21 protein-coding genes are annotated in these 23,820 nt (G+C 66.6%); 14 read left to right on the top strand and 7 right to left on the bottom strand.

Annotated elements, in window-relative coordinates:
• The first annotated feature begins 42 nt into the window (after positions 1–42).
• Positions 43–2,157, top strand: coding sequence for a TonB-dependent receptor (locus R6258_RS02685; RefSeq protein ID WP_318447060.1), 2,115 nt, complete (start codon positions 43–45; stop codon positions 2,155–2,157).
• Between the two features lie 126 nt (positions 2,158–2,283).
• On the opposite strand, the gene R6258_RS02680 is transcribed toward R6258_RS02685, so the two are convergent.
• The 3 genes from R6258_RS02680 to serA all read right to left on the bottom strand — a co-directional run bounded on the left by R6258_RS02680 (position 2,284) and on the right by serA (position 7,149).
• Positions 2,284–4,308, bottom strand: coding sequence for a CocE/NonD family hydrolase (locus R6258_RS02680; protein ID WP_318447058.1), 2,025 nt, complete (start codon positions 4,306–4,308; stop codon positions 2,284–2,286).
• A 10-nt stretch (positions 4,309–4,318) separates the two neighbouring features.
• Positions 4,319–5,668 carry an ATP-grasp domain-containing protein gene (locus R6258_RS02675; RefSeq protein ID WP_318447056.1) on the bottom strand — a complete coding sequence of 450 codons (1,350 nt, stop codon included), beginning with the start codon at positions 5,666–5,668 and terminating at the stop codon, positions 4,319–4,321.
• A gap of 230 nt (positions 5,669–5,898) precedes the next feature.
• The gene (gene serA, locus R6258_RS02670; protein ID WP_318447053.1) at positions 5,899–7,149 is read right to left on the bottom strand and encodes a phosphoglycerate dehydrogenase; all 1,251 of its coding nucleotides are present in this window, start codon (positions 7,147–7,149) and stop codon (positions 5,899–5,901) included.
• 334 nt (positions 7,150–7,483) lie between these two features.
• Here serA and xseB point away from each other — a divergent pair, with 334 nt between their 5' ends.
• The 6 genes from xseB (at position 7,484) to R6258_RS02640 (ending at position 13,149) form a co-directional block, all read left to right on the top strand.
• On the top strand, positions 7,484–7,777 hold the full coding sequence (gene xseB / locus R6258_RS02665) for an exodeoxyribonuclease VII small subunit (RefSeq protein WP_318447051.1): 294 nt from the start codon (positions 7,484–7,486) through the stop codon (positions 7,775–7,777).
• Positions 7,767–8,657 carry a farnesyl diphosphate synthase gene (locus R6258_RS02660; RefSeq protein ID WP_318447048.1) on the top strand — a complete coding sequence of 297 codons (891 nt, stop codon included), beginning with the start codon at positions 7,767–7,769 and terminating at the stop codon, positions 8,655–8,657. The genes xseB and R6258_RS02660 overlap by 11 nt, the downstream gene beginning before the upstream one ends.
• A 9-nt stretch (positions 8,658–8,666) precedes the next feature.
• Positions 8,667–10,604, top strand: a complete 1,938-nt coding sequence (gene dxs, locus R6258_RS02655; protein WP_318447046.1) for a 1-deoxy-D-xylulose-5-phosphate synthase — start codon at positions 8,667–8,669, stop codon at positions 10,602–10,604.
• Positions 10,605–10,643: 39 nt separating this feature from the next.
• Positions 10,644–11,414 (top strand): co-chaperone DjlA, encoded by a 771-nt coding sequence (djlA, locus tag R6258_RS02650; protein WP_318447044.1) that lies wholly within the window; start codon positions 10,644–10,646, stop codon positions 11,412–11,414.
• 90 nt (positions 11,415–11,504) lie between these two features.
• Complete coding sequence (locus R6258_RS02645; protein WP_318447042.1) at positions 11,505–12,464, top strand: alpha/beta fold hydrolase; 960 nt, start codon at positions 11,505–11,507, stop codon at positions 12,462–12,464.
• A 55-nt stretch (positions 12,465–12,519) separates the two neighbouring features.
• Positions 12,520–13,149: a glutathione S-transferase family protein gene (locus R6258_RS02640; protein WP_318447039.1), complete on the top strand. Its 630-nt coding sequence runs from the start codon at positions 12,520–12,522 to the stop codon at positions 13,147–13,149.
• A 15-nt stretch (positions 13,150–13,164) separates the two neighbouring features.
• Here the strand turns inward: R6258_RS02640 and R6258_RS02635 are convergent, their stop codons facing one another.
• Positions 13,165–15,027, bottom strand: coding sequence for an ABC transporter ATP-binding protein (locus tag R6258_RS02635; protein ID WP_318447037.1), 1,863 nt, complete (start codon positions 15,025–15,027; stop codon positions 13,165–13,167).
• A 76-nt stretch (positions 15,028–15,103) separates the two neighbouring features.
• On the bottom strand, positions 15,104–15,664 hold the full coding sequence (locus R6258_RS02630) for an NADPH-dependent FMN reductase (protein WP_318447034.1): 561 nt from the start codon (positions 15,662–15,664) through the stop codon (positions 15,104–15,106).
• Positions 15,665–15,741: 77 nt separating this feature from the next.
• Here R6258_RS02630 and soxR point away from each other — a divergent pair, with 77 nt between their 5' ends.
• Positions 15,742–16,194 (top strand): redox-sensitive transcriptional activator SoxR, encoded by a 453-nt coding sequence (soxR, locus tag R6258_RS02625; protein ID WP_318447032.1) that lies wholly within the window; start codon positions 15,742–15,744, stop codon positions 16,192–16,194.
• A 29-nt stretch (positions 16,195–16,223) separates the two neighbouring features.
• Here soxR and trhA read toward each other — a convergent pair whose 3' ends face one another.
• Positions 16,224–16,916 carry a PAQR family membrane homeostasis protein TrhA gene (trhA, locus tag R6258_RS02620; protein ID WP_318447029.1) on the bottom strand — a complete coding sequence of 231 codons (693 nt, stop codon included), beginning with the start codon at positions 16,914–16,916 and terminating at the stop codon, positions 16,224–16,226.
• 44 nt (positions 16,917–16,960) lie between these two features.
• Positions 16,961–17,596 carry a GTP cyclohydrolase II gene (gene ribA / locus R6258_RS02615; RefSeq protein WP_318448019.1) on the bottom strand — a complete coding sequence of 212 codons (636 nt, stop codon included), beginning with the start codon at positions 17,594–17,596 and terminating at the stop codon, positions 16,961–16,963.
• Positions 17,597–17,775: 179 nt separating this feature from the next.
• Here ribA and hemE point away from each other — a divergent pair, with 179 nt between their 5' ends.
• From hemE to R6258_RS02585, 6 genes are all read left to right on the top strand, one after another.
• Entirely contained in the window at positions 17,776–18,840 is a 1,065-nt protein-coding gene (hemE, locus tag R6258_RS02610) for a uroporphyrinogen decarboxylase (RefSeq protein WP_318447027.1), read from the top strand.
• Positions 18,830–19,210 carry a VanZ family protein gene (locus R6258_RS02605; RefSeq protein WP_318447024.1) on the top strand — a complete coding sequence of 127 codons (381 nt, stop codon included), beginning with the start codon at positions 18,830–18,832 and terminating at the stop codon, positions 19,208–19,210. The genes hemE and R6258_RS02605 overlap by 11 nt, the downstream gene beginning before the upstream one ends.
• 268 nt (positions 19,211–19,478) lie before the next feature.
• Positions 19,479–20,507 carry an amino acid ABC transporter substrate-binding protein gene (locus R6258_RS02600; protein ID WP_318447022.1) on the top strand — a complete coding sequence of 343 codons (1,029 nt, stop codon included), beginning with the start codon at positions 19,479–19,481 and terminating at the stop codon, positions 20,505–20,507.
• Positions 20,508–20,580: 73 nt separating this feature from the next.
• Complete coding sequence (locus tag R6258_RS02595; protein WP_318447020.1) at positions 20,581–21,771, top strand: amino acid ABC transporter permease; 1,191 nt, start codon at positions 20,581–20,583, stop codon at positions 21,769–21,771.
• 1 nt (position 21,772) lies between these two features.
• Entirely contained in the window at positions 21,773–22,882 is a 1,110-nt protein-coding gene (locus tag R6258_RS02590) for an amino acid ABC transporter permease (protein WP_318447018.1), read from the top strand.
• 145 nt (positions 22,883–23,027) lie between these two features.
• On the top strand, positions 23,028–23,756 hold the full coding sequence (locus tag R6258_RS02585; RefSeq protein WP_318448017.1) for an amino acid ABC transporter ATP-binding protein: 729 nt from the start codon (positions 23,028–23,030) through the stop codon (positions 23,754–23,756).
• Positions 23,757–23,820 lie beyond the last annotated feature (64 nt).

Here is a 23,820-nt window from a genome sequence, read left to right as displayed (position 1 = left end):
GCCATCGTCTTACGCTATCGCCACACGTCACAGGGAACCGACATGGTCCATCGCCACCTTCCCCTCGCGTCCTTGCTGGGGCTCAGCCTGCCGGTAGTGCTGGCGCCCACGGCCGTCGCCCAGACGACCGCCGCCACGCAACCCGACCCAGTCCCGGTCATCGAAGTCACCGCCCCGCGGCTCGACCGCGAACTCTACGCGACCCCCGCCGCGCTATCGGTGGTCGAACGCGAGGAGATCGCCCAGGGCCAGCAGCGGGTGCGCCTCGACGAATCGCTGGTGCGTGTGCCGGGCGTCTATTTGCAGAATCGCAACAACTTCGCCCAGGGCGAACGTATCTCGATTCGCGGCTTCGGCGCCCGCACGCCCTGGGGGGTGCGTGGCATCACCCTGATGGTCGACGGCATCCCCTACACCCTGCCCGACGGCCAGGCCCAGACCGATGCCATCGATCTGGACAGCGCCGAGCGCATCGAGGTCATCCGTGGCCCGGCGGCGGTCCAGTACGGCAACGCCGCCGGCGGCGTGATCAGCATTACCACGGCGGATGGACGCGACGACCCGGGTAGCAGCGTGCGCCTGGGGGGGGGAAGCGACGGCTATCGCAAGCTGTCGGCGCAAAACGGCGGCGCGGACGGCCCCTGGTCGCACCACGTGAGCTTTTCCGCCCTCGAGATCGATGGCTATCGCGATCACAGCGCGGCGGAGAAGTATCTCTTCAATGCCAAGCTGCGCCGCGAACTGGGTGACGATCGCGCGGTCACCGCCATCGTCAATCTGCTCGACAGCCCCTCCGCCGAGGATCCGGGTGGAATGACCCGGGAGCTGGTCCGAGAAGATCGTGAAGGCACGATCGACAGCGAAGGCTTCTACGACTATTCCCCCGAGCGCATCGACGCCGGGCAGGAGGTCGATCAGCAGGTGATCGGGCTGCAGTACGAGGATCTCTCCGCCGGCCCCGGCGAGTTCTACCTCAAGGGGTTTTATCTGCACCGCGACTATCAGCAGCAGCTGGCCTTTGCGGGCGGCAGCCCCTCGATAACCGACGTTCAGAACTACGTCGCCTACGATCGCGACTATTACGGCGGCAGCGCCGAGTACCATCAGGCGCTGGAACTCGGCGGCCTGCCGCTGCGCTACATGACCGGTATCGACGTGGCACGCCAGGTCGACGATCGTCATAGCGACGACGTGCTGATCGACGGCGAGCACGTGCGCCGCAGCCAGGACGAAACGCAGAAGGCCACCTCCATCGGCGCGTTCGTCCAGGGCGATCTGGATCTGACCGAGCGCTGGACGCTCTCGCTGGGTACCCGCTACGACCGGGTGAGGTTCGATATCGACGACCAGCTCTTGAGCGATGGCGGGGACGGCAGCGGCGAGCGTACCTTCGATCAGTGGAGCGGCAGTGCCGGCCTGAGTTTCCGATACCTGCCCACCCATCAGTTCTATCTGTCCACGGGCACCTCCTACGAGACGCCGACGTTTTCCGAATTTGCCAACCCATACGGCGGCGGTGGCTTCAACCCCGACATCGAGCCGCAGAAGGCCTGGAATCGGGAAATCGGCCTGCGCGGCAATTTCGCCTATGGCCTGGATTACGACGTTGCGCTGTTTTCGACCCGCGTGCGCGATTCCCTGATCGCTTACGAGAATGCCGCCGGGAAGACCTACTACCGCAATGCCGGCAAGAGTCGGCATGAAGGAGTCGAAGCCTCGCTGGGCTGGCAGTTTACCCCCGCCTGGCGCGTTGATAGCGCATTGACGCTGGCGCGTTACGAATTCGAGGATTACGCCGCCAACGGCAACGACTACGACGGCAATCGCATACCCGGCCTGCCGGAGCAGACCTGGAACAACCAACTCACCTGGCAGGGCCTCGATGAGCGCTTCGCGACGCTCGAGACGCAGTATGTCGGCGACATGGTGGCGGACGACGCCAACCAGGTCGAGGTCGACGATTATTGGCTGGTCAACCTGCGTGCCGGCGATGGCTGGCGGCTCGGCGGTGACACGCTGCTCACCGGCTATGTGGGGGTGCGCAATCTCTTCGATCGCGAGCACTACGCCAATCTACTGATCAATGCGAGCAACGAGCGCTACTTCGACACCGCGCCGGGGCGCACCTTCTACGCCGGGGTGGGGGTCGAGTTCTGAACGGCCAGCCCGGATTCGCCAAGACCGTCGACGCTGGCCCGTCGGCGGCGGCATAAAAAGCCCCCGGGGGGCGGGGGCAAACAAGCATGCTTGGAGCATGCGCGAGGAGAGTGGATCGGATAACGCCTAGATATGGTCCCTGGGGATGGTCCGGTCCCAGTTCTGCGAGTAGATGCGATAGCCCTCCTCGAAGGCGTCGAGCTGGGCGTGGATGAAGAAATCCTTCTCGTCGCAGGTCAGCACCGTGCGGGTGATGACCTGGATGTCCCAGTCGTCGCGCTTGAAACCACGTTCGGTATAGGTCTCGCCGCGCGCCGAGGTGTAGTTGTCGTCCTGGCAGGAATACCACTCGCGGGTGCTGCGGCGGATCTCGGTACCGATCTCGTCGAGGCGAAAGCCGCCCTGGTCGTTGATGACTTCGAGCGTCGACAGGTTGTTGGCGAGGTCGCGGTGCACGCACCAGTTGTGCTGACTGGGCTCGAGCCGGGTGGTTTTCACCGCGGGCGCCTGCTCGGGTTGCTCGAAGGGGTGCAATGCGGCGTCGGCTTCCTGGTGAGCGCGCTCCGGCAGCACCAGCGCGCTGTTGCTGGTGTACACGGTCAGCAGCGCCGGTTCGGGGGGTGTCCAGGCCAGTGGCCAGTAGGAGGTCGAGACCGAGACCCGCAACTGGTGGCCGGCGGGGAAGCAGTGCGCCATGCCGTTGAGTTCGACCCTCACGCGATAGCGCTTGCCGGGCTCCAGCGGCTCGGGATTGGCATCGCTGTCGCGGTGCGCCAGGTTGAGCAGGCCATAGGTCACGCGGGTGGACTTGCTGCTGGGGGCGGCATCGGAGAGCCTCACCGCGATCATGCCCAGCGGCTTGTCGAGCGACACTTCCAGTTCGACCACCGGGCGCCCGACGATCTCGAGGGGCTCTTCCAGTGTCTGGCTCTTGAACACCAGCGAGCCGCCGTCGTCTTCGCGCTGGTCGCCGGGTAGATCCGGCGTGGCGGCGTAGGAGCACCACTTGCCGGCCGATACGCCGACGCTCACGGGCGACTGAACCGAGACTTCCGCGTCGGGCAGGTTGTCGTCCTCGCTGGCGCCGATGGTGTCGCGCCCCAGCGGGTAGCGCTTCTCCGCGATATTGGGCGACGGCCAACTGGGCTCGCCGATCCAGCGCCCGGGGCGGTCCTCGTAGGAGGTATGCGGCGGCATGCTGTCCTGCAGCCAGGCGCGCAACATGGGCCCCTCCATCACCCCGGTCTCCTGGCCCTTGAGCCAGTAATCCCACCACTTGAGGCTCTCCTGGAGGAAGCCGATCGCCGGTCCGGGGATACCCTGATGGGGATACTTGTGACCCCAGGGGCCGATCAGCCCCTTGCGCGGTACGTCGAGGTGCTCGAGCAGGCGAAACACGGTATTGGTGAAGCCGTCGGCCCAGCCGCCCACGGCATACACCGGACACTGGATCGCCGAATAGTCCTCGCAGACCGAGCTTCGGCTCCAGTAGTCGCTGCGCCGCTGGTGGGCCAGCCAGTCATCGAGCCACAGGCCGCTGCCCTTGAGTCGCTCGAACCACATCTCGCGCCAGCGGTCGCCGACGATCTGGGGATCCGGCGGCAGGCTGTTGAAGGCGAACATGACGGTCGCCTCCGAGAGGTTGTCGCCCAGCAGGCAACCGCCCATGTAATGCATGTTGTCAGCGTAGAGATCGTCGCTCGAACAGATCGTCATGATCGCCTTCAATGCCGGTGGGCGCCGCGCCGCGACCTGCAGGCTATTGAAGCCGCCCCAGGAGATGCCCATCATGCCGACGTTGCCGTTGCACCAGGGCTGCTCGGCGATCCAGGCGATGGCGTCGACGCCATCCTCCTGTTCCTGCTGGGTATATTCGTCGACGACGACGCCGTCCGAATCGCCGCTGCCGCGCATGTCGATGCGCACGCATGCATAGCCGTGACCGGCCAGGTAGTCATGGTTGTTGGCATCGCGTCCGCGGGTCAGGTCGCGCTTGCGATAGGGGATGTACTCCATGATGGCGGGTACCGGCTGGCGTTCGGCGCCTTCCGGTAGCCAGATGCGTGCGGCCAGCTTCGCGCCGTCGCGCATGGTGATAAAGGTATTCTCGATGATCTGGACGTCATAAGGATACGAAGTCACCGTCTCCATCGGTCCTCCTTTATGCGGATAAATTCACCGACGGGGAATTGTCGCCATCCATTGGCGGTCGCTCGTCGGCGACGGGGTCGAACTCGAAGTGCAGCGCCTCGAGGCAGGCGTGATAGTGCTCCTTGATCTGCTCGTGGGTATCCGCGCCCAGGTAGATGGTGCCGATGTGATAGGAGTAGCTGTCCTGGTTGGGCAGCTCGCTCAGGCGCATGCCGGACTCGACACTCAGCCGCACCTTGGTGCCCGGGAAGCGGTCGCGCAGCGCATCGAGTTCTTTCAGGCTGGGTACGCGCCTGACGATGCCATCCTTGCGTTCGTGCGGAATGAGGCACTTGGCCGCCACCGCGTAGGGGCCTTGGCGGTTGGCCATGGAGGGGCGCTGGCCCAGCGCTATATCGATCGCCACTTCATGGTTCGACATGCCGTCGACCATGATGAACATCTCGCTATGAGACTGGGAGATCCGCGTATTGAACTCGACCAGCCATAGTTGATCCTGCTCCTCGTCCCACATGAACTCGGCGTTGAAACAGCCGTTGTCGTAGCCGATGTGCTCGAGGAAGCGCCGGCTGGCGTCGATCATCTGGCGCTGTATGCGCTCCGGCATGCTGGAAGGGTACTCGAGTCGACCCCACATCTCCTCGCCCTCGTCCTTGGGCTGGTCGAACACCCCGTGGACGTTGAACTCCCCGCGGTACATCGTGCCCTCGGGGGCGCCCTGCGTACCGCTGATGATCTGCTCGGCGATGCAGGTATTGCCGTCGGCATGATGGATTTCCGGTGGCAGGTCGGCATGCTCCAGCGCCTCGTTGAACGGCTCGCCGAAATGGCGAATCTTGTCACGCGTCTCTTCGATGGCGGCGTGGAACTGCTCTTCGTTCTCGATCTTGAAGCCGAGCTGGGACGAGAACGCCTTGACCGGCTTGAGCCAGAACGGGTAGTCCAGAGTCACCTGCTCGAGGGGATTATCGGCGAAGGGGTCGACGCTGCAGAAGGCCGGTACCATCTCGGGGATCACCTTCTGCTGTTCCAGGCGGCTCCAGTACTTGTGTTCGCACTTGAGCACGCTTTCCAGCGACGGCGCGGGGATGTCGTATTCCCGGCACAGGATCGGTACCAGCACGCTGGTGGGGAAGTCCCAGTGGGCGATGATCGCATCGACGCTGCCGGTGAACTGCTTGAGTTCGTTCAACTCCTGGCGCGCCTTGGCCAGCACCTGATTGAAGCGCAACGACGTCGGCTCGATCAGCGTGGGGATATCCAGCAAGCCATGAAATGAAAGCTCATCGGTGTTGCGTAACGTCTCGAGCTCGATGCGCTGCTGTTCCTCCAGCGCGGGGATGAACACATTCCTTTTCATCTGGTGCCTCCATGGCAACGTTGGAAAGAAGCGATTAGCGACTGCGTTCCCTGCTTCTTATGCTCCTAACGTAGTCAGACAGACCCCTGAATGCTATTCCGCGTACTTAAAAAAGCGCAAATGTAACCTGCAGATACGCAAGGACAATCTCGATAACCGAGCGGCAATTAAAAACCCCGGCATGAAGCATGCCGGGGCGAATGGGCAAGGCCGAAATCCGAGCGACGGGTCTACTCCTCGTAGTTCGTCTCCGAATAGAGCGCACGGGTCCGCAGCGTGTGATCGACATGCTTGATCGCCTCCAGCGCCTTGGCGCCGTAGGCCTTGTCGACGTCGACCACTACGTAGCCGACCTGCTGGTTGGTCTGCAGGAACTGGCCGGCGATATTGATGCCGTTCTCGGACAGCACGCGGTTGATCTCGGAGAGCACCCCGGGCACGTTCTCGTGGATGTGCAGCAGGCGATGCTTGTCCGGGTGGGCGGGCAGCGCCACCTCGGGGAAGTTGACCGAGGTGATGGTGGTGCCGTTGTCGGAATAGGTGATCAGCTTCTCGGCGACCTCGATGCCGATGTTCTCCTGGGCCTCGAGGGTCGAGCCGCCGATGTGCGGGGTGAGGATCACGTTCTCGAGCCCGCGCAGCGGCGAGACGAATTCCTCGGCGTTGCCCTTGGGCTCGACCGGGAAGACGTCGATCGCCGCGCCGAGCAGCCGGCCGCTCCTGAGCGCCTCGGCGAGCTCCTCGATCACCACCACGCTGCCGCGCGAGGCGTTGATCAGGATGCTGCCCTGCTTCATCAGCGCCAGCTGTTCCTTGCCGATCATCCAGCGCGTCGAGGGTACGTCGGGGACGTGCAGGCTGACCACGTCGGCGCGCGCCAGCAGTTCCTGCAGGCTACCGACCTGGCGGGCGTTGCCCATGCCCAGCTTGGTGATGGTGTCGTAGAAGATCACGTCGAGGCCGACCGACTCGGCGAGTACCGACAACTGGGCGCCGATGTTGCCGTAACCGATGATGCCCAGCGTCTTGCCACGCGCCTCGTGTGAGTTCTTGGCCGACTTCAGCCAGCCGCCCTGGTGCGCGCGGGCGCTCTTCTCGGGAATCCCGCGCAGCAGCATGATCGACTCGGCCAGCACCAGTTCCGCCACCGAGCGCGTGTTGGAGTAGGGCGCGTTGAACACCGGAATCCCGCGCGCCAGGGCGGCCTCGAGATCGACCTGGTTGGTGCCGATGCAGAAGCAACCCACCGCGGTCAGCTTCTCGGCGGCGGCGAACACCCGCTCGTTGAGCTGGGTGCGCGAACGGATGCCGATGAAGTGGACGTCGCGGATCTTGTCGATCAGCGTTGCCTCGTCCAGCGAGGTCTGCAGGTGCTCGATATTGGTGTAACCGGCGTTCAGGAAGTTATCCACCGCCGACTGATGAATGCCCTCAAGCAGCAGGATCTTGATCTTGCTCTTGTCCAGGGACGTCTTGGCCATTGTCGGTTCAACCCTTTTCGTCGCTGACGACGCGCTCGTTGGTGGGAAAGCGACCCGTTGGCTCCGGCTGGAAGAGGCTGCGACCGGGCGGCAGGCCAAGCCAGGCAAGGGGTAGCGCAACAGGGCGCCTATCGTAGCACAGCGTCGGCGGGCGACGATGAAAATGCCGCAGCTTGACCATGAGCGCGATTGATGGGGCCGGGTCGCGGCATCGCCTGCAGGCCGCGTCGGGGCAGGCACCCCGTTGCACAGCGTGTATACTGTCCGCCCAGACCCTGACCCGTGCGGGCCGGCCGCAAGGGCGCGGCCCGTTTCGATGAGCGAGAACGACGGCATGGCAGACAAGCACCCCGCAGCGCCCGTGGATAGCGAGGCGCCGCCCGAGGATTTCGCCGCCACCCTGGAGCGGCTCGAGGCGCTGGTCGGCGAGCTGGAAGCCGGAGAGCTGACGCTGGAAGCGTCGCTGGCGGCCTTCGAGCAGGGCGTACGGCTGACCCGCGACGCCCAGCGCCGGCTCGATGCTGCCGAGCTCAAGGTCCAGGCGTTGGTCGAACAGCCCGACGGCCGCTTCGAAGCGACGCCGTTCACGGCTCCCAACTCGCCCTCGGAGAGCGGCAATGATCGATGAAACCATGGAATGGCCGCTGCGCCTGAGTGCCGACCAGGCGCGCATCAATGCCGAGCTCGAGGAGCTCTTCGACCATCGCGACACGCCCGCCGACCGGCTCGAGGCGGCGATGCGCTACGCCGTGCTGGGCAACGGCAAGCGCCTGCGTGCGGTACTGGTGTATACCGCCGGGCGCGCGCTGGGCGCCGACGACGAAGCGCTCGACCCCGCCGCAGTGGCGATCGAGCTGATCCATGCCTATTCGCTGGTCCACGACGACCTGCCGGCGATGGACGACGACGACCTGCGGCGTGGCCAGCCCACGGTGCACAAGGCCTTCGACGAGGCCACCGCGATTCTCGCCGGCGATGCACTGCAGACGCTGGCCTTCGAGTGGCTGGCCGATGCCGGCCATGGGCGGCTGGCGGCGATGATCCGCGTGCTCGCCCAGGCCGCCGGCCGCGACGGCATGGTCGCCGGCCAGGCGCTCGACCTGGGCGTCGTCGGCGGTAGCATCGACGCCGACGCACTGGCCGAGATCCACCGCTACAAGACCGGGGCACTGATCCGTGCCGCGGTGCTGCTCGGCGGGTTGACGGCGGTGCCGATGAGCGACCCGCGGCTGCAGCACCTGGAGCGTTACGCCAGCGCCATCGGCCTGGCCTTCCAGATCCACGACGACATCCTCGACGTCACCGGCGATACCGTGACGCTCGGCAAGGCCTCGGGCGCCGACGCCGCCCGCGCCAAGCCCTCCTATCCGGCCCTGATGGGCCTCGAGGCGGCCCGGGCCAAGGCCAACGAGCTGCTCGCCGAGGCGCTGGCCGTGATCGCCCCGCTGGGCGAGGCCGGCGAGCCGTTGGCCGGCCTCGCCCGCTACATGATCGAGCGCGACTACTAAAGAGCCTTTATGAAGCTGTTCGACGAGATTCCTGTCGAGCGCCCGGCAACGCCGTTGCTCGACACCATCGATACGCCGGCCGCGCTGCGCGCCATGAGCGCTGGCCAGCTCGACGAGCTGGCCGATGAACTGCGCGCCTACCTGCTCTACAGCGTCGGCTGCAGCGGTGGTCACTTCGGCGCCGGGCTGGGCGTGGTCGAGCTGACCATCGCCCTGCATCACGTCCTCGACACGCCCCACGACCGGGTGGTCTGGGACGTCGGCCACCAGGCCTATCCGCACAAGATCCTCACCGGGCGCCGCGAGGCGATGCACAGCATCCGCCAGTTCGGCGGGCTGGCGGCGTTCCCCAAGCGCGACGAGTCGGAGTACGACACCTTCGGCGTCGGCCATTCGAGCACCTCGATCAGCGCCGCACTGGGCATGGCGCTGGCCGCCCGCACCCGCGGCGAGAAGCGCCGGGTGTGCGCGGTGATCGGCGACGGCGCGCTGACCGCCGGGATGGCCTTCGAGGCGCTGGCCCACGCCGGCCACGTCGACGCCAACCTGCTGGTGGTGCTCAACGACAACGAGATGTCGATCTCCGAGAACGTCGGCGGCATGGCCAGCTACCTGGCGCACATCTTCTCCAGCAAGACCTACATCAGCGTGCGCGAGGGCGGCAAGAAGGTGCTCTCGCGGCTGCCCGGCGCGCTCGAGCTGGCGCGGCGCACCGAGGAGCACATGAAGGGCATGGTCAGCCCGGCGACGCTGTTCGAGGAGATGGGCTTCAACTACATCGGGCCGATCGACGGCCATGACCTGGCCGGGCTCACGCAGACCCTGCGCAACCTGCGCGACCTCGACGGCCCGCAGTTCCTGCACATCAAGACCCGCAAGGGCAAGGGCTTCCGCCCGGCCGAAGCCGACCCGATCGGCTATCACGCCATCACCAAGCTCGAGAAGGAGCCCGCGCCGCCGCCCGAGATCGAGACTCAGGCGCCGATCGAACAGGGCGCCGCCTTGCCCAAGGCCAAGCCACGCAAGTATTGCAACGTGTTCGGCGACTGGCTGTGCGACATGGCCGCCGTCGATGCGCGGCTGATCGGCATCACCCCGGCGATGCGCGAAGGCTCCGACCTGGTGCGCTTCTCCAAGGAATATCCCGAGCGCTACTACGACGTGGCGATCGCCGAGCAGCACGCGCTGACCCTGGCCGCCGGTTTCGCCTGCGAGGCCATGAAGCCGGTGGTGGCGATCTATTCGACCTTCCTGCAGCGTGGCTATGACCAGCTGATTCACGACATCGCCGTGCAGCACCTCGACGTGACCTTCGCCATCGACCGCGCCGGGCTGGTCGGCGAGGATGGACCGACCCACCACGGCGCGCTGGATCTATCCTACCTGCGCTGCGTGCCGGGAATGGTGATCCTGGCGCCCGCCGACGAGGCCGAATGCCGGGCGATGCTGAGCACCGCCTATCACCACGAAGGTCCCGCGGCGGTACGCTACCCGCGCGGCAAGGGCCCCGGCACGGCGTTGCCCGAGAGCCTGGAAACCATCGAGATCGGCCGCGCCGAGCCTCGCCGCCAGGGCAACGGCGACGTCGCCCTGCTGGCCTTCGGCAGCCTCAACGGTCCTGCCGGCGAGGTCGCCGAGCGTCTCGACGCCACGCATATCAACATGCGCTCGGTGAAGCCGCTGGACGGTCAGGCGATCCTCGACGCGGCGCGCGATCATCGGCTGATCGTGACCCTCGAGGAGAACGCGATCGCCGGCGGCGCCGGCAGCGGCGTCAACGAACTGCTGGCCGCCGAGGGCGTGCAGGTGGCGTTGCTCAACCTGGGCCTGCCCGATGCCTTCGTCGAACACGGCAAGCCCGGCGAGCTGCTTAAGTCCTGCGGTCTCGACGTCGCCGGCATCGAGGCGTCGATTCGCCGGCGCCTGGGCGACCACCAGCCATCCTAATCCGGCGTATACGCGCCTGACACAGCACACGAGGACACCATGGCGATCCTGATCGGGGCGATTCTGGGGTATATGATCGGCCGCTGGCCGGGGCTGTTGATCGGCGCAATGCTGGGCTACTGGCTCGGCCGGCGCCTGGCGCGGGGCATCGGCGTCGCCCGGGTCGCCCAATTGCAGTCGCAGTTTCTGGATTCGACCTTCGCGGTGATGGGCTGCCTCTGCAAGGCCGACGGCCAGGTCAGCGATGCCGAGGTCCAGGTCGCCGAGACGCTGTTCACGCGCATGCGCATGAGCGGCGACATGCGCAACCGCGCGCGCGACGCCTTCGAGCGCGGCAAGGCCGACGATTTCGATCTCGACGCCGAGCTCGCCGAGGTGCGTCGCATCACCCGCGGGCAGCGTGCGCTGCTGCAGGTGTTCCTGCAGGTTCAGCTGTCGGCGATCGCCGCCGATGGCAAGCTCGACCCCGCCGAGCACGACATGCTGCTGCGCGTGGCCCGCGGGCTGGGTTGCAGCGAGGCCGAGATCGCCCAGATCGAGGCGATGCTGCGCGGCGAGGCCGGCCAGGCGGGTGGCGGGCCGCCGTCAGGGCAGGCCCTGACGGACGCCTATCGAGTGCTCGGCGTCGAGCGCGATGCCAGCGATGCCGAACTCAAGCGCGCCTATCGCCGGCTGATGAGCCAGAATCATCCCGACAAGCTGGCCGGCAAGGGCCTGCCCGAGAGCATGCGCGAGGTCGCCGAGGCGCGGACCCGCGAGATTACCCACGCCTACGACCAGATCAAGCAAGCCCGCGCCGCCGGCGCCTGAGCGGGGCGCCGCCGCGCCGGACGCCGCCGCGCCGGACGCAACGTGGCACCGGGTCGCATTGATTGATCGAAGCGCTCGAGGAGAGCACGCATGGACAGCATCCTGTTGGCGCTAGGCGTCGTCCTGCTGATGGCCATCGCGCTGGGCCTGTGGGGATTGCGTCGCTTCAGCGTACGTGTCGCCCGCCGTGCCGAGGCCGACGTACCGCCGGCGGGGCGCTTCGTCGATACGCCCGGGGGACGCGTGCATCTCGTCGAGGCCGGCCAGGGGCCGCCGCTGGTGCTGATTCACGGGTTGGGCGGACAGCTGCAGCACTTCACCTACGCCCTGACCGAGCGGTTGGCCGACGACTTCCATGTAATCGCCGTGGACCGGCCCGGATCGGGTTACTCCGAGCGTGGCGCAAACGGTGCCGGCCTTGCCGCCCAGGCGCGGCAGATTCGCGATGCCTGGCATGCACTGGGCGTCGAACGGCCATTGCTGGTCGGCCATTCCTTGGGCGGCGCGGTGGCACTGGCCTTGGCCGAGGACTACCCCGACGAGGTGGCGGGCCTGGCACTGCTGGCGCCGTTGACCGCCCAGGAATCCGAGGTGCCCCCGGCCTTTCGCGGTATGGCGATCCGCTCGCCGCGCTGGCGACGCTTCGTGGCCGACACCTTTGCCGTGCCGCTCGGCCTGCGCTATGCAGCGCGCATGCTCGCCGGGATCTTCGCCCCCGAGCCGGTGCCCGCCGACTTCGCGCTGCGCGGCGGTGGCCTGCTGGCGCTGCGCCCGCAAGCCTTCTATGCCAACTCGACCGACCTGATGACACTCGAGAACGACTTGCCGCCCCTGGTTCGCCGCTATCATGAGCTGCGCCTGCCGGCGGCGATCCTGTTCGGCGAGCGCGACGCGATCCTCGCCCCGACACGCCACGGCACGGCCATGCGGGACAAGGTGCCCGGCCTGAGCGTGGAGATACTGCCCGATGCGGGCCACATGCTGCCGCTCACCCGCCCCGATGAAACCGCGGCGCTCATCCGCCGGATGGCGGCTCGCGTCGGCGAGTGATCCCGCCGGGCCGTCGATGACCTAGACTGCGAGGATCAATCCCGGAGCCACGCCCATGATCACCCTCTACGGATATCCGCGCAGCCGCTCGCTGCGCATCGCCTGGACGCTCGAGGAACTCGAGCTCGACTACGCCTGCGAATGCATCGACCTGGCGAGCGGCGCCGGTCGCCAGGAGGCGCACCTGCGCCGTCATCCGTTCGGCAAGGTGCCGGTACTGGTCGATGACGGCCTGACGCTGTTCGAGTCGGCGGCGATCGCCCGCTACCTGGCCGAGCGCTACCAGCCGGGACGGCTGCTGCCCACCGAGACCGGCGCCCGCGCCCGGGTCGATCAATGGCTGAGTTTCGCCACCACCGAACTCGAGCAGCCGCTGTGGACCATGGCCAAGCATTGCTTCGCTCTGCCCGAGGCACAGCGTGTGCCGGCGATCCTGCCCACCGCACAGTGGGAACTCGCGCAGGCGCTCAAGGCCCTGGCGCGGCGCTTCGATGGCGAGGAGTGGCTGTTCGGCGAGACCTTCAGCCTGGCGGACGTGTTCATCGGCCATACCCTGGAGTGGGCGCGCGCCTTCGAGCAGCCGCTGCCCGCCGGCCTGGAGGCGTATCGCGAGCGTTGCCTGGCGCGCCCGGCCGTGGTCGCGGCGATCACCCGCGAACAGGACGCCCAGGCGCGGCTGGCCTGACGCCGGCGCTGTCGCTCAGCTCGACGGTGCGGCGACGCTGGCCCGCGTCGCCTCGGCATCCAGGAAGCCACCCGACTGGCGGCGCCACAGCCGCGCATAGAGCCCGTCGCGGGCGATCAGTTCGGCATGGCTGCCCTGCTCGACGATCCGCCCGCCATCCATGACCACCAAGCGGTCCATGGCGGCGATGGTCGACAGCCGGTGGGCGATGGCGATCACCGTCTTGTCGGCCATCAGCGTCTCGAGGTTTTCCTGGATCGCCGCCTCGACGTCGGAATCCAGCGCCGAGGTGGCCTCGTCGAGGATCAGGATCGGCGCATCCTTGAGCATCACCCGGGCGATGGCGATGCGCTGGCGCTGGCCGCCCGAGAGCTTGACCCCGCGTTCGCCGACGTGGGCCTCCAGGCCGCGGCGGCCGTGGATGTCGCGCAGCTCGTCGAGAAAGCTCGCCACGTGGGCCTGGCGTACCGCCGCGTCGACCATCGCCGAATCGGCGTCGGGCCGGCCGTAGAGCAGGTTGTCGCGCACCGAGCGATGCAGCAGCGAGGTGTCCTGGGTGACCATGCCGATCTGCGCGCGCAGGCTCTCCTGGGTGACCCGGGCGATATCCTGGCCGTCGATGTGGATGCGTCCGCCCTCCAGGTCGTGAAAACGTAGCAGCAGGCTGACCAGTGTCGACTTGCCGGCCCCCGACGGGCCGACCAGGCCGATCTTCTCGCCGGGGCGGATCGTCAGGCTCAGCTCGTCGATCACCCCGCTGCCCTTGCCGTAGTGGAAGCGAATGCGCTCGAAGACGATCGCCCCGTGGGGCACGCTCAGCGCCACGGCCTCTTCGGCGTCCTCGACGTGGTGGGGCAGCGACAGTGTGGCGATGCCGTCCTGCACCGTGCCGACGTTCTCGAACAGCGCCGAGACCTCCCACATGATCCACTGCGACATGCCCGACAGCCGCAGCACCAGACCCAGCGCCACGGCCACCGCGCCGATGCTCACCGATTCGCCGAGCCACAGCCCGATCGCCAGCGCGCCCATGGCGAACAGCAGCAGCGCATTGAGCGCGTAGAGCGCGCCGTAGAGCCCGGTGACCAGGCGCATCTGGCCGTGCACCGTGGTCAGGAAGCCGGCCATGCCCTGGCGGGCGAAGCTCGCCTCGCGCCGGGCGTGGGAGAACAGCTTGACGGTCTGGATGTTGGTGTAGCTGTCGACCAGCCGTCCGGTCATCTGCGAGCGGGCGTCGGCCTGGGCCTTGGAGACGCGCCCGAGGCGCGGAATGAAGTAGTAGAGCAGCAGCAGGTAGCCGACCAGCCAGGCCGCCAATGGCATTGCCAGCCGCCAGTCGGCGAGACCCACCAGCACCAGCGTACCCAGGAAGTACACGCTGACGTAGTTGAGCACGTCGATCAGCTTGATCACGCACTCGCGCACTGCCAGCGAGGTCTGCATCAGCTTGGTGGCGATGCGCCCGGCGAACTCGTCCTGATAGAAGCCCAGCGACTGCTTGAGCAGGTAGCGGTGGCCCAGCCAGCGGATACGCATCGGATAGTTGCCCATCAGCGTCTGCTGGTTGATCAGCGAATGCGCCAGCACCATCGACGGCAGCCCGACCAGGATCAACAGCGCCATGCCGGCGAGCTTCCAGCCCTGGTCGGCGAGGAAGGTCTCGCGCTGCTGGCTGGACAGCCAGTCGACGATGTTGCCCAGGAAGCCGAAGATCCACACCTCGGTGACCGCGATCAGCGCGATCAGCAGCGCCGAGGCAGTCAGGTAGGGCCAGGCGCCGCGGGTATAATGCAGGCAGAAGGCGACCAGCGAGGCGGGCGGGCGGCCCGGTTCCTCGGCGGGGAAGGGATCGAGACGGTTTTCGAACCAGCGAAACATGGCGGATCCTGTCCTTGGTGATGATTGCCGGCTTGGGGCACGGCTTGGATGGCGACCGGTTGCAAATAGCCCGACACTATCGCCGGAGCGTATCGACGGAAGCGGGCCGTGCGCTGCGGGCTGCCCTCAGCGCACGGGCGCAGAGCTCGAGTCGGGCGATGAGCCGGGCCAGGCGCAGCGGCTCGCCGAGCGAGGCGTACAGCGCGCCATGCAGGCCGAAACGGCCATAGGCATCGGCACAGCATAGCGGCTCGGGCAGTGCCAGTGCGCGGCGGGCGACGAAACGTTCCTGCAGGCGGGCCACGGCCCGCTCGCCGCCCGAGTCGCCGCCGTAGCCGATCAACGCGACCGGCTTGCCGGCCCAGGGGGCGTCGATGGCATCCAGCAAGCGTTCCAACGTCATCGGGTCGCCCCGAGTGTACTCCGGCGTGAGGACCAGGAATCCATCGGCGACGTCGAGCCTTGCGGCGATGGCCTCGGTCGGCAGTTGCGGTGAGTCGTGGACGCAATCGAGCAGCGTGACTGCCAGTTGGTCGCGATCTCGCAGTTGGCGGGCCACCCAGCGCACCACGCGGTCGCGGAATTGCGTGGGCGGAGCGCCACCGAGAATCATGGTGAGAGCGAGCGGGGCAGTCATGCGGCGGCACCTCGGGTTGCGAACGGTCGCCGATTACTCTAGAACCTCAAGTAAACTTGAGGTCAAGGGGGTCGCGAATGGATCGATTCAAGCCGCGCAAACGCGAACTGTCGGTGGGCGAGGTGGCCGCGCGCTGCGGGGTGGCGGTGTCGACGCTGCACTTCTACGAGGCCAAGGGGCTGATCGCGAGTCGCCGCAACGCCGGCAATCAGCGCCGTTACGCGCGCGACGTGCTACGCCGCGTGGCGATCATCAAGGTCGCCCAGCGCACCGGCGTGCCGCTGGACGAGATAGGCGAGGCGTTGCAGGCGCTGCCGGCCTGGCGCAGTCCCAGCGCAGCGGACTGGCAGCGGCTGTCGGCCAACTGGCGCGCCCAGCTCGACGCGCGCATCCGGCGCCTGGAGCGGCTGCGCGACCAACTCGACGGCTGCATCGGCTGCGGCTGCCTGTCGATGGAGGCCTGTCCGCTGCGCAATCCCGGCGATGTGCTGGGCGAAGAGGGCCCCGGCGCACGGCTGCTGGAGTCCTGAGCCGGCTGCACTCAGGACTCGGAGCACGCTCAGGCCTGGGGCGAGAGCACCGCGGTATACACCGCGAAGTAGTGACACACGCTGCCACCGAGCACGAACAGGTGCCAGATGGCGTGGTGGAAGGGGATCGCCCGGATCGCGTAGAACACCACGCCCAGCGTGTAGGTGATGCCACCGGCGACCAGCAGCGCGATGCTGGTATCGGAGAGATGGCTGCCCATGGCATCGGCGGCGATCACGATCAACCAGCCCATCACCAGGTAGACCGCCACCCGCAGCACGCCGAAGCGATGCGGCCAGATCAGCTTGAGGGCGATGCCGCCGATCGCCAGCGTCCAGATGATGGCGAACAGCGTCCAGCCCAGCGGGCCGCGCAGGTTGACCAACAGGAAGGGTGTGTAGGTGCCGGCGATCAGCGCATAGATCGCGCAGTGGTCGACAACCTTGAATGCCCGCTTGAGGCGAGGCCGGCGCACGCCGTGGTAGAGCGTCGAGGCAGTATAAAGCAGCACCAGGGTCGCGCCGTAGAGGCTGACGCCGACGATCTTCCAGGGGTCGACGTGGGCCGCGAGACTGGCCAGCGCGATCAGCACCACCATGCCGATCAGCGCGAGGATCGCGCCGATGCCGTGACTGATGCTGTGCAGCAACTCCTCGAGCAGGCTGTAGACGTCGTCTTCGTCGGTATGGTCGGTCGCGTTGCGCAAACGGGGATGGGGCATCGCCTTGGCTCCTCGTCAGATCCAGAAACGCGGCAAGCCCGGCTTCAGGGCTTGCGCCGGTTCTCCACGTCGCCCGCCGGGGTGAAATCCTCCAGCGCCATTAGGTGGCCGAGCTTGCCGGCCTTGGTCGACAGATAGTGTTCATTGTGCGGGTTGCGGCCGGTGGTCAGCGCCAGCCGCTCGCTGATGGTCACGCCGTCGCGGGTCAGGGCGTCGACCTTGCGCGGATTGTTGGTCATCAGCTTCAGCGAACGCACGCCGAGGTGCTCGAGCATCGGCACGCACAGGTCGTAGCGGCGCAGGTCGGCGCCGAACCCCAGGTGCTCGTTGGCCTCGACGGTATCGTAGCCCTGATCCTGCAGGTGATAGGCACGGATCTTGTTGAGCAGGCCGATGCCGCGGCCTTCCTGGCGCAGGTAGAGCAGCACGCCGCGGCCCTCGGCGGCGATGCGCTTGAGCGCTTCCTGGAGCTGGTAGCCGCAGTCGCAGCGCATCGAGAACAGCGCATCGCCGGTCAGGCATTCCGAATGCACGCGGCCGAGCACCGCCTCGCCGATCGACACGTCGCCCAGCGTCAGGGCGATATGATCCTTGCCCGTCGCTTCGTCCTCGAAGCCGTGCATGGTGAAGGTGGCCCAGGGCGTGGGCAGTTGGGAGGCGGCGATGAAGCGTATCGTCACGATGATCCTCGACTGCGAACCGGCGGGCACCAGCGCCCGCCGATGGAAACGACCCATGATAGCAGGATAGCGGCCATGGCTCATCAGCCGCGCGCCTCGAGGGGCACCCATATGCAGGGGACGTCGGATGCCCGACCATCCGCTACAATGGCGCAAACTCACGAGTCGACGAGAGCCCGATGGAACTTCACAACGACCGTCTTCTTCGCGCCCTGGCCCGCCAGCCGGTGGATCGCACCCCGGTATGGATGATGCGCCAGGCCGGGCGTTACCTGCCCGAGTACCGCCGGGTGCGCGGCGAGGCCGGCAGCTTCATGGATCTGTGTCGCGACACCGCGCGGGCCTGCGAGGTGACCCTGCAGCCGCTCGAGCGCTATCCGCTGGACGCCGCGATCCTGTTTTCCGACATTCTGACCATCCCCGACGCCATGGGCCTGGGGCTGTATTTCGAGACCGGCGAGGGCCCCAAGTTCAAAAAGCCGGTGCGCACCCAGGCCCAGGTCGAGGCGCTGAGCCTGCCCGATGCCGAGCGCGATCTCGATTACGTGATGAACGCCGTCACCGCGGTGCGTCGCGAACTCAATGGCCGGGCGCCGCTGATAGGCTTCTCGGGCAGTCCCTGGACGCTCGCCACCTACATGGTCGAGGGCGCCTCGAGCAAGGACTTCCGCCACGTCAAGGGCATGCTCTACGGCAACCCCGAGGCGATGCATCAGCTGCTCGACCTGCTGGCCCAGGCGGTCACCGATTATCTCAACGCGCAGATCCGCGCCGGCGCCCAGGTCGTGCAGATCTTCGATACCTGGGGCGGCACGCTGTCGACGCCGGCCTATCTGGAATTCTCGCTGCGCTACATGGAGCAGATCGTCGCCGGGCTGAACCGCGAGCACGACGGCCGCCCTGTGCCGGTGATCCTGTTCACCAAGAACGGCGGCCAGTGGCTCGAACACATCGCCTCCAGCGGCGCCGATGCGCTGGGCCTGGACTGGACCACCGAGCTTTCCGATGCCCGCGAGCGGGTCGGCCACCGAGTGGCGCTGCAGGGCAACCTCGACCCCAACGTGCTGTTCGCCCGCCCGGCGGCGATTCGCGCCGAGGTGGCGCGGATTCTCGACAGCTACGGCACCGGCCCGGGGCATATCTTCAACCTGGGCCACGGCATCAGCCAATTCACCGAGCCCGATCAGGTCAGCGCCTTTCTCGATGCGCTCCACGAACTCAGCCCGGCTTACCATGCCGGCTGAACGGGCGGCCTATCCGTTGCGCCGCTACGGGCGCCGGCTGGCCATGGTCGCCACCCTGGCCGTGGTCCTGGTGATCGCCTGGGGCAGCCTGTCGCCGGCCGAGGAACTGCCCGCGAACCTGCCCTGGGACAAGCTCAACCATCTGAGCGCCTATGCCGCGCTGGCGCTGGTCGCCGGCCTGGCGGGGCTGCGCCCCTGGCGGGCGGCCGCGCTGGCCATCATTTACGGGGTGGCGATCGAGTTCGCCCAGGTGGCGGTGCCCGGCCGGCAGGGCGGCGATTGGCTGGATATCCTCGCCAACGGCCTCGGTGCGCTGATCGCCTGGTTGGTGCTGGCTGCCTGGCAACGTTTCTTCTCGAGCCGCGATTAGGGTGGCTGGTAAATCGCTCTCGGCCGGGCCGGGCCGGGCCGGAGCGGGCCTGGGCCGGCAAAAGGGCCGCCTCTTGCTGGGGCCCGGCGCAGCCTCAAGGCGACTTCATGGTGCATCGGCGCTGCGTCGGCGTCGCTCGCCTGCGTTGGGTCTACGTTGATTGAAGGTGTAACGCGAACAGGCGACAGGTTGGAACACTCCTTGCTAGCGTTATGAGGCCATGCTTGAGCATGCACTCAAATGACAACGCGAGGGAGTTGATTCCACTATGCGACATAAGAACAAGAGCCTGTTACTGCTACCTGCCGCCGTACTGGCTGCGTCTGTGGCCTCCCAGGCCCAGGCGGCCACGCTCGACGACGTCAAGAGTAACGGCGAATTCCGCTGCGGCGTGAGCACCGGCCTGCCCGGCTTCTCCGCACCGGACGAGAATGGCAACTGGCAGGGGCTCGACGTCGAAGTCTGTCGTGGCGTTGCGGCCGCCGTGTTCGGCGATCCGAAGTCCGTGAGCTTCACCCCGCTGACCGCCAAGGAGCGCTTCACCGCGCTACAGTCCGGCGAGATCGACGTGCTGTCGCGCAATACCACCTGGACCGCGACCCGCGACAACTCCTTGGGTCTGAACTTCGCCGGCGTCAGCTTCTACGACGGTCAGGGCTTCTTGATCCGCAAGGAGCTGGGTATCGATAGCGCTACCGAACTCGACGGCGCCTCGATCTGCGTGCAGTCCGGCACCACCACCGAACTCAACATGGCCGATTACTTCAAGGCCAACGACATGCAGTTCCAGCAGGTCGCCTTCGATACTTCCGACCAGACCTCGCAGGGCTTCGATAGCGGTCGCTGCGACGTGCTGACCTCCGACTCCTCGCAGCTCGCCGCGCTGCGCCTGCAGCTTCAGGACCCGTCCAGCGTCAAGATCCTTCCCGAGCGTATCTCCAAGGAGCCGCTGGGTCCGGTGGTGCGCCAGGGCGACGATCAGTGGTTCGACATCGTCAAGTGGTCGCTGTTCGCCATGCTCAACGCCGAGGAACTGGGCGTGACCAGCGAAAACGTCGATGACATGAAGGCCAATCCGCCTAACCCCGACGTCGCACGCCTGCTGGGTGTCGACGGCCGTTACGGCGAGCAGCTCGGCCTGAGCAACGACTGGGCCTACAACATCATCAAGCAGGTGGGCAACTACGGCGAGATCTACGCCAAGACCGTGGGCGCCGATTCGCCGCTGGAAATCGAGCGCGGCATCAACGCCCTGTGGACGGACGGCGGCATTCAGTACGCTCCGCCGGTTCGCTAAACGCTATGTGATGTCCTCGCACCGCACGCCTCGGCGTGCGGTGCATTTACCCTGCCCGAAGTAGAGACATTCCATGTTGCGTCCATCCACCTCCACTCCCCGGCGCGGGCGTGGCCCCCTGTGGCGTGATCCGGCCATCCGAGCTCTGGTGGTGCAGATCGCGCTGTTCGTGGGGCTGGCCGTCGTCATCGGCTTCCTTATCCACAATACGCTGGCCAACCTCGAGGCCAGGGGCATTCGCACCGGCTTCGATTTCCTCGGTGAGCGTGCGGGCTTCTCGATTCCGCAGACGCTGATCGACTATTCCAGCGAAGATTCCTACGGTCGCACCTTCGTTATCGGCCTGCTCAACACCCTGCTGGTCTCGGCGCTGGGTGTCATTGCCGCGACGATCATCGGCTTCGCGGTGGGCATCGCCCGGCTGTCGCCCAACTGGCTGCTGGCCAAGCTGGCGGCGGTCTACGTCGAAGTGTTCCGCAACATCCCGCTGCTGGTACAGATCCTGTTCTGGTACTTCGCGGTATTGCGCTCGCTGCCCTCGCCGCGACAGAGCCTGTCGCTGTTCGAGGCGTTCTATTTCAACGTGCGTGGCCTGGTGATGCCGGCCCCGCAGCCCCTGGAGGGTTTCGCCGCCACGCCCTGGACGTTGCTGGTGGCGATCGCCGCCGCCGTGGCGCTGGGAATCTTCGCGCGCAAGCGCCAGGCCGCCACCGGCAAGGCGCTGCCCGTCTACTGGCTGGGCGCGGCGATCATCATCGGCCTGCCGCTGATCGCGTTCGTGGTAACCGGCATGCCGCTAGAATGGTCGATGCCCGAGATGGCCGGCTTCAATTTCCGCGGCGGCGTCAACGTCATGCCGGAACTGATGGCGCTGTGGCTGGCGCTGTCGGTCTACACGGCCGCATTCATCGCCGAGATCGTGCGTTCGGGCATCCAGTCGGTGCCCCACGGCCAGACCGAGGCCGCGCGTTCGCTGAGCCTGCCGGGCGGCATCGCGCTGCGCAAGATCGTGATTCCCCAGGCGATGCGCGTGATCGTGCCGCAACTGACCAGCCAGTACCTGAACCTGATCAAGAATTCGTCGCTGGCCACCGCCATCGGCTATCCCGACATCGTCGCGGTCTTCGCCGGCACCACGCTCAACCAGACCGGCCAGGCGATCGAGATCATCGCCATGACCATGGCCGTGTATCTGGTCATCAGCCTCACGGTGTCGCTGCTGATGAACATCTATAACGCGCGCACGTTGCTCAAGGAGCGTTGAGATGGCCTCGACTACCAATCCCGTCCGCATCGAAATGATCGAGGCCCGCAAACCGCCGAATCAGAGCCGTGGCCTGGTCGGCTGGCTGCGCGCCAACCTGTTTTCCGGTCCGCTCAACTCGGTCGTCTCGATCGTTACCATCATTCTGCTGGTCCGGCTGATCTGGCCGTTTCTGGAATGGAGTCTGTTCGACGCCGACTGGCTCGGAACCACCCGCGAGGATTGCACCGGCGGGGGCGCCTGCTGGGTGTTCATCTCGGCGCGCTTCGAGTCGATCGTCTATGGCTTCTACCCCGAAGCGGCGCGCTGGCGGGTCGATATCGTCTTCGCCATGATGGCGCTGCTGATCGCCTGGCTGGCGATCCCACGGCTGCCGGCCAAGCGCTGGGTGGGGTTGTTCACCCTGGTCGGCTTCCCGGTCATCGCCTACTTCCTGCTGCTCGGCGGCAGCTTCGGCCTGATGCACGTACCGACCCGCGAATGGGGCGGGCTGATGCTGACCCTGACCGTGGCCACGGTGGGCATCGTCGGCTCCCTGCCGCTCGGCGTGCTGCTGGCGCTCGGCCGGCGCTCGAAGATGCCGCTGGTCAAGGGCCTAAGCGTGATCTTCATCGAGTTCTGGCGCGGCGTGCCGCTGATCACCGTGCTGTTCATGGCTTCGGTGATGCTGCCGTTGTTCGTGCCTTCGGAGATCGAGTTCGACAAGCTGCTGCGCGCGCTGATCGGCATCATGTTCTTCTGGAGCGCCTACATGGCGGAGGTGGTCCGCGGTGGCCTGCAGGCGATCGACAAGGGCCAGAACGAAGCCGGCCAGGCGCTGGGCCTGGGCTACTGGCGGCGCATGGGGCTGATCATCCTGCCGCAGGCGCTGAAGCTGGTGATTCCCGGCATCGTCAACACCTTCATTGCGCTGTTCAAGGACACCTCGCTGGTGCTGATCATCGGCCTGTTCGATCTGCTGGCGATCATCCGCGCGGGCCTGACCGACACCAATTGGCTGGGCTTCGCGATGGAAGGCTATGTGTTCGCGGCCCTGGTGTTCTGGATATTCTGCTTCAGCATGTCGCGTTACAGCCAGTACATCGAACGCCGGCTGCACACCGGCCACTGACGGCCTCGGCGCCCGGACGGTTACCCGGCGCCGAGTGCGACCACGACAACAACACGCCCGATCGGCGCCATGTCCGCCGGGCACACGATTACCAGGAAGAACCGTCATGAGCGAAGCAAGCGCCCCTCGCAGCGACAGCGAGGCGATGATCGAAATCCAGGGGCTCAACAAGTGGTACGGCGATTTCCACGTGCTGCGCGATATCGACCTTACCGTCAAGCGCGGCGAGCGCATCGTCATCTGCGGGCCCTCGGGGTCCGGCAAGTCGACGCTGATCCGCTGCATCAACCACCTCGAGGCGCATCAGCAGGGCGAGATCGTCGTCGGCGGCGTGCACATGACCCAGGACATCAAGCGCATCGAGCAGATCCGCCGTCAGGTGGGCATGGTGTTCCAGCATTTCAATCTGTTCCCGCATCTCACGGTGCTCGAGAACTGCTGCCTGGCGCAGGTCTGGGTGCAGAAGAAGCCGCGCCGCGAGGCCGAGAAGACCGCCATGGAGTATCTCGAGCGGGTCCAGATCGCCGACCAGGCCAAGAAATTCCCCGGGCAGCTGTCCGGCGGCCAGCAGCAGCGCGTGGCGATCGCCCGCGCCCTGTGCATGCGCCCCGAGGTCATGCTATTCGACGAGCCCACCTCGGCGCTCGACCCGGAAATGATCAAGGAAGTCCTCGATGTCATGGTCGAACTGGCCAACGAGGGCATGACCATGCTCTGCGTGACCCACGAGATGGGCTTCGCCAAGACCGTCGCCGATCGGGTGATCTTCATGGATCAGGGGCAGATCATCGAACAGGCGCCGCCCGAGACGTTCTTCAACAACCCGCGCTCGGAGCGCACCCAGCTGTTCCTCAGCCAGATCCTCGGTCACTGATGCGCGTAATCCCATCGGCGCCACCGGTCTGACCGGCGGCGCCGATGGCGAGGCGGGCGCCTCG

Source organism: Halomonas sp. HP20-15 (assembly GCF_033446685.1).
Lineage (GTDB): Bacteria > Pseudomonadota > Gammaproteobacteria > Pseudomonadales > Halomonadaceae > Modicisalibacter.
The sequence above is the reverse complement of the archived record's forward strand: the minus strand, read 5'-3'. Positions and strand labels throughout refer to the sequence as shown.